The following is a 506-nucleotide window of genomic DNA, read 5'->3' as shown; positions in this document are numbered from 1 at the left end:
GTATTAGAATTAGCGGAAGCTTTAGATACTTACATTCCAGAGCCAGAGCGTGCGATTGACGGTGCATTCATCATGCCAATCGAAGACGTATTCTCAATCTCAGGTCGTGGTACAGTAGTAACAGGTCGTGTAGAGCGCGGTATCATCAAAGTAGGTGAAGAAGTAGAAATCGTAGGTATTCGCGAAACACAAAAAACTACATGTACAGGTGTAGAGATGTTCCGTAAGCTTCTAGACGAAGGTCGTGCTGGTGAGAACTGTGGTATCTTATTACGTGGTACTAAGCGTGAAGACGTAGAGCGTGGTCAAGTATTATGTAAGCCTGGTTCAATTTCACCTCACACGAAATTCGAATCAGAAGTATACGTATTGTCAAAAGATGAAGGTGGTCGTCATACACCATTCTTCAAAGGCTACCGTCCACAATTCTACTTCCGTACAACGGACATCACTGGTGCAGTAGAGTTACCAGAAGGTGTAGAAATGGTAATGCCAGGCGACAACTT

At 43.9% G+C, this 506-nt stretch carries 1 protein-coding gene; it reads left to right on the top strand.

The window, feature by feature from the left end:
* On the top strand, positions 1–506 hold a 506-nt coding region (locus ACSLUH_RS19505; protein ID WP_448570080.1), incomplete at both ends, for an EF-Tu/IF-2/RF-3 family GTPase.

It is taken from the genome of Thalassotalea ganghwensis (genome assembly GCF_053485795.1).
This window is presented reverse-complemented; position numbering and strand designations above follow the sequence as displayed.